8 protein-coding genes are annotated in these 5,174 nt (G+C 43.6%); 7 read left to right on the top strand and 1 reads right to left on the bottom strand.

The window, feature by feature from the left end; genetic code table 11:
* Positions 1-755, top strand: a 755-nt coding sequence (locus AC1DWN_RS27445) for a sporulation protein YpjB (protein ID WP_477562061.1), incomplete at its 5' end; no start/stop codon positions are given.
* Positions 756-770: 15 nt separating this feature from the next.
* On the opposite strand, the gene AC1DWN_RS27440 is transcribed toward AC1DWN_RS27445, so the two are convergent.
* Positions 771-1,634: a YitT family protein gene (locus tag AC1DWN_RS27440; RefSeq protein WP_477562060.1), complete on the bottom strand. Its 864-nt coding sequence runs from the start codon at positions 1,632-1,634 to the stop codon at positions 771-773.
* Positions 1,635-1,815: 181 nt separating this feature from the next.
* Between AC1DWN_RS27440 and AC1DWN_RS27435 the strand changes: the two genes are divergently transcribed.
* The 6 genes from AC1DWN_RS27435 to AC1DWN_RS27410 all read left to right on the top strand — a co-directional run.
* Positions 1,816-2,151, top strand: coding sequence for a nucleotide pyrophosphohydrolase (locus AC1DWN_RS27435; protein WP_477562059.1), 336 nt, complete (start codon positions 1,816-1,818; stop codon positions 2,149-2,151).
* A gap of 54 nt (positions 2,152-2,205) precedes the next feature.
* Positions 2,206-2,751, top strand: coding sequence for a tetratricopeptide repeat protein (locus tag AC1DWN_RS27430; protein ID WP_477562058.1), 546 nt, complete (start codon positions 2,206-2,208; stop codon positions 2,749-2,751).
* Positions 2,752-2,755: 4 nt separating this feature from the next.
* Positions 2,756-3,562 carry a 4-hydroxy-tetrahydrodipicolinate reductase gene (gene dapB, locus AC1DWN_RS27425; RefSeq protein WP_477562057.1) on the top strand — a complete coding sequence of 269 codons (807 nt, stop codon included), beginning with the start codon at positions 2,756-2,758 and terminating at the stop codon, positions 3,560-3,562.
* A 29-nt stretch (positions 3,563-3,591) separates the two neighbouring features.
* Positions 3,592-4,014 carry a methylglyoxal synthase gene (locus tag AC1DWN_RS27420; RefSeq protein ID WP_477562056.1) on the top strand — a complete coding sequence of 141 codons (423 nt, stop codon included), beginning with the start codon at positions 3,592-3,594 and terminating at the stop codon, positions 4,012-4,014.
* On the top strand, positions 4,011-4,709 hold the full coding sequence (gene bshB1, locus AC1DWN_RS27415) for a bacillithiol biosynthesis deacetylase BshB1 (protein ID WP_477562055.1): 699 nt from the start codon (positions 4,011-4,013) through the stop codon (positions 4,707-4,709). Before AC1DWN_RS27420 ends, bshB1 begins: the two co-directional genes overlap by 4 nt.
* Before the next feature lie 164 nt (positions 4,710-4,873).
* Positions 4,874-5,174: glycosyltransferase (locus tag AC1DWN_RS27410; protein ID WP_477562054.1), on the top strand; the 301-nt coding region annotated here is incomplete at its 3' end.

Raw genomic sequence — 5,174 nt, 5'->3', positions numbered from 1 at the left:
GAAGTACGCATAAGCAGCTCTTGCATCTAGATGAAAGGGCAAATGAACTATATGAATCAGCCTATATGAATAACCGACAGGCCGGATATATCGGTGTCCAGCAGGTGCTGCGAATAGTAGAAGGTGACTTAAAATACAAGATAGGAAAAATAGAAGGATGGAACGCGATCGAACAGGACGCGATTGCTATCGAGCAAGTTTTGGCAAACGGCGTTACGGCTTCTGACTGGTTGATGCAAGCTGCGCGCATACGTCTGGCAACAGATGCGCTGATTCGTTCAGAGTATGCTCTTTGGCTGCAATATGAGAGCTTGATGCTAGACGATTTATCGCGCGTGGAACGTTCCTGGAAGCGTCAGGCCGGTGATGGAGCGGTAGCTGCCAGAGCTACGATGAATGCGTTAAACGAGCATGCGAAGCGAATCGAACCGGCAATTGCACTTATTTATGGTCCTGCACATCAATCTGAATTGCTCGAACGAATTCGTTATACGAATCAACTGCTGGACCCATTTCAAGCAAAGGGAGTAAATAGTGACCTAGTTAATAAGTCTCTTATTGCTCTGAAAGCAGCCATCATCCGATTGTATGATGAGAGCGGTCGTGCGGATGTTTTGCCAGTCATAACACCTGTTACATCAGCAAATCCATTGAGCTGGTCTTTATTTTTTGGAGCCATCATTTCAGCTGTCTTAACCTATTCTGGCTGGCGTAAATATAAGAGGGAACCTTATGGTGTGAAGCCGTTTCTCTAAACAATTTCTTCAACATTACTCTTCCTTGAAGCCTTCTCCAAGTACATCATGAACTTCATTAATGACGATGAATGCACGGGGGTCGACATTGCGTACAATCGTTTTCAATCGGTGAATTTCATTCCGTTGAACGACGCAATAGACGACCTCTTTTTGCTGACCAGAGAATGCGCCTCTTGCTGGTATAAGGGTAACTCCTCGGTCTAGCTCTTGTGTAACTCTATTAGCAATTTCACTTCCATGCTCAGAAATAATGGAGAAGGATTTAGCAGCGTATGCGCCATCTTGGATGAAATCAATCAGCTTTGAAGCGACGAAGACTGTAACAAGTGTATACAGAATTTTGTTGATTGGAATATATATCAAGGACAAACCAATAATAATAATGTCAAAAGTAAGAATAATCTGTCCCATACTCATGCCCTTGGAGCGGGTTATAATCCGTGCGACGATGTCTATTCCGCCTGTTGTGCCTCCAAATCGGAAAACAATTCCTAGTCCAGTACCAAGTGAAACGCCAGCATATAGCGCTACCAACATATAATCATTGGAGCTTTGAAATGGAATTAACCATCCATGATGAATCAGTTGCTCCAATATAGCAAGGAAACCAGATAGTGAAACAATGCCCACTAGCGTATAAAGCATTTGACCTCTACCAAGTACTTTCCAGCCTAATAAAAATAAGGGGATATTCAGTACTAGTGTGGATATGGACAGTGGCCATCCAGCAGCATAATTAAGCAATACTGCTATTCCTGTAACTCCACCCTCCATCAATTGATTGGGCAGGACAAAATAATGCAGACCAAAAGCATAGATAGCTGTACCGATTAGAATGGGGATTAGAATTCGGATCTGCTGAATAATGCGCGACATCTGGACAACACTCCCTTTCGTTTGTAATCATAGACAGTACTGTAATTTACTTGTGTCAGCAATGAGTGCGGTTGCTCAACAGTAGTATGTCTTAAATACAGCTTTCGAAAAACATTGATTTTAATCAAGCGTTTACGTTAACATAGAATTGTATAGCTACCTGTGGAAAGGATTTGTATCAATGTCGCAGAAATCGTTATCAGATATTCAACGAGAAGTGGATGATTATATTTCTCAGTTTAAAGAAGGATACTTCAGCCCGCTTGCTCTTATGGCAAGAATGTCAGAGGAAGTTGGAGAGCTGGCGAGGGAAGTCAATCATAGTTATGGCGAGAAGCCTAAGAAGGCTGACGAAGCGGAAAATTCCGTAGAGATGGAGCTTGGCGATATATTATTCATTCTATCATGCTTTGCCAATTCGCTTAATATTGATCTTACGGAAGCGCATAATAAGGTCATGCATAAATTTACGACTCGTGACGCCGATCGGTGGACGAAGAAAATGACCGAACAGTAAACAAGCACCCTACATATGCTGTACCATCAACCTGTGTACAAGGAGGATGGGCGGATGAACGGTGAGAGCTATATTAAGAAGGGCTACGAATTCATCTTTAACAGCGACTTTGAGCAAGCGATATATTGGTTCGAGCAGGCTATTGCTGCCGAGCCCGAAAATGCATCTTATTATMATATATGTGCGGTATCTTGCGCACGCAGCGAGAAATGGACAAAAGCAAAGGTCTATTCAGAGGAAGCGTTGAGATTAGATCCGGAACAAATGGAATACCAATATCATTTGCAAACGGTCGAAGCGAGCCTGCTTCTTACAGAAGCTGATTTGTTGTTATCTAAAACTCCGCCTAAGCTAGTGGAGGCTGCAATAAGATTGCAGCAAGCGACCGTGCTTGATCCGCTTAGCTTTCAAGCATTTTATACACTTGCTGTTGTATATGCTACTCTGGATCGGCTGGATGAGGCCGTTACGAACGCGAGAGAAGCAGTCAGGCTTGACCCAGGACATTCAGCAGCTCGGACGCTCTTCGCCGATGTGAGTAGAAAACGGCGTATGCAGAGCAATCAATTATTAGGACGAAAACGAAAAAGGAATAGGTGATAACATGACGGAACAAAAGATAAGAGTGGCAGTAACAGGCGCAGGCGGAAGAATGGGCCGCGAGGTTGTGAAAATGGTGTTGGAGGATGAGGCGCTGCAGCTTGTAGCTGCGGTAGATCCTTCAGCCGGCCCAATCGATGCCGGCCTGTTTGCCGGTAAAACCAATACAGGCGTTATTGTGAGCGCAACGTTAGATGAGGCTCTAAGCTCTTCGGCAGCGGATGTTTTGGTTGATTTCACTGTGCCGCAAGCAGCTTATAGCAATACGAAAGCATCTATTATGTATGGTGTACGTCCGGTCATCGGTACAACCGGATTTACGCCTGAACAAATTGAGGAGCTGGACGAGCTCTGTGTCCAAAAAGGAATTGGAGGGCTAATTGCTCCGAACTTTTCAATTGGAGCCATTCTAATGATGAAATTCGCTGCAGAGGCTTCCAAGTATTTGCCGCATGTCGAAATTATTGAATATCACGGTGACCAGAAGCTGGATGCGCCATCGGGAACTTCAATAAAGACTGCAGAGCTTATTTCGCAGGCTCGTCAGGAACTTCGCCAAGGCAACCCGAAAGAAGAAGAAACAATAGAAGGCGCTCGCGGCGCTTATTATAATGGATTCCGTATACATAGCGTTCGACTTCCGGGTGTTTTTGCACAGCAGGAGGTTGTTTTTGGCGGATACGGGCAATCACTTAAAATTCGTCATGATTCTTATGATCGCGCTGGTTATATGCCAGGTGTTAATGTTGCGGTGAAGAAAGTTATGACTTATAGCGGTTTAATTTATGGCTTTGAACATATTATGGAATAGTTTTTTTAGCAGCCGAGGAGGGTATCGCAATGTTGAACATCGCATTTATAGCACATGATCGGAAGAAAGAAGAAATGGTTAATTTCGTTATCGCTTATGAGCATGTTTTTACGCCTCATCATTTATTTTCCACAGGTACGACGGGTAGTCGTATAATGGAGCAAACAAGCTTGTCCATTCATCGATATATGTCAGGACCACTAGGGGGCGACCAACAAATCGGTGCGATGGTTGCTCAAAATGAAATGGATCTTATCATCTTCTTACGCGATCCACTCATGGCACAGCCGCATGAGCCGGATATTACTGCTTTGCTGAGACTTTGTGATGTTCAAGGAATACCGGTAGCGACCAATGTAGCATCTGCTGAGCTGCTTGTAAAATCTTTGGAGCGCGGTGATTTTGCTTGGCGCGAGCTTGTTCATAAATATAAACCAGGTTTAGACGAATGATTGAGTCCTTAGATATTCTCATATTTGGTGCTCATGCTGATGATGTGGAAATTGGGATGGGTGGTACGATTGCTAAGCATGTACAGGCTGGATATCGAGTAGGTGTATGTGATCTGACTGAGGCAGAAATGTCCTCTAATGGGACGGTGGAGCTGCGAAAGCAAGAAGCTGGACATGCATCGGAGATACTTGGTTTACGTGCACGCACTAATCTGGCGCTTCCAGATCGAGGTTTAGAACCTTCAAGGATGCAAATCGAACGAATAGTAGCTGAAATTAGGCGCTTCAAACCGCGTATTGTATTCGCCCCTTATTGGGTCGATAGACATCCAGATCATGTACAGTGCAGCAGGCTTATTGAAGAAGCTGTATTTAACGCCAAACTACGTCGTTATATGCCTGATCTGCCTGCCGTTAATGTCGAGCAGCTTATTTATTATTATATTAACGATATGGAACAAGCATCGCTTGTAGTTGATGTTAGTGATCATTATAAAACGAAACGTGAAGCGCTTATGGCATACCGATCTCAGTTCGATTCCACAGTAGCAGGTGCTGACCGTGTAGAAACACCGTTAACGAACCGATATGTTGAACGCGTTGAAGAGCGAGATGGGTTACTTGGACAAGCTCATGGCTATAGATATGCAGAAGGTTTTGCATTGAAGCGTCCACACCCTGTGAAATTATTTTAGCATCTTACAAAATAGAAGGCTGTCATTAATAACGACCGCCTTTCAATTTTTAAAAATATAAGAACGATTAATTTTTCATTCGTTTTATTTAAAGTTTAGGCAAAATGTACAGCTCTTGTCGAATAGAATAGATAGACGTGGCGAACACAGGAGGTGTGTCAACAGTGACGAGAAAATTGAAGATCGGGATAACCTGTTATCCTACACTAGGAGGATCGGGCGTCGTTGCTACCGAGCTAGGGAAATTACTGGCGGAACGAGGCCATGAAATTCATTTTATTACACATAGCATTCCATTCAGACTCGGACATTTCCATAAAAACATTTTTTTCCATGAAGTGGAAGTCAATGATTATTACGTGTTTCGGTTTCCACCATACGATTTATCCCTTGCAAGCAAAATGGCGCAAGTTGCAAAAATGCAGAAGCTAGATGTGCTGCATGTTCACTACGCAGTGCCTCATG

This window comes from Paenibacillus sp. P4_A7 (genome assembly GCF_056402455.1).
This window is presented reverse-complemented; position numbering and strand designations above follow the sequence as displayed.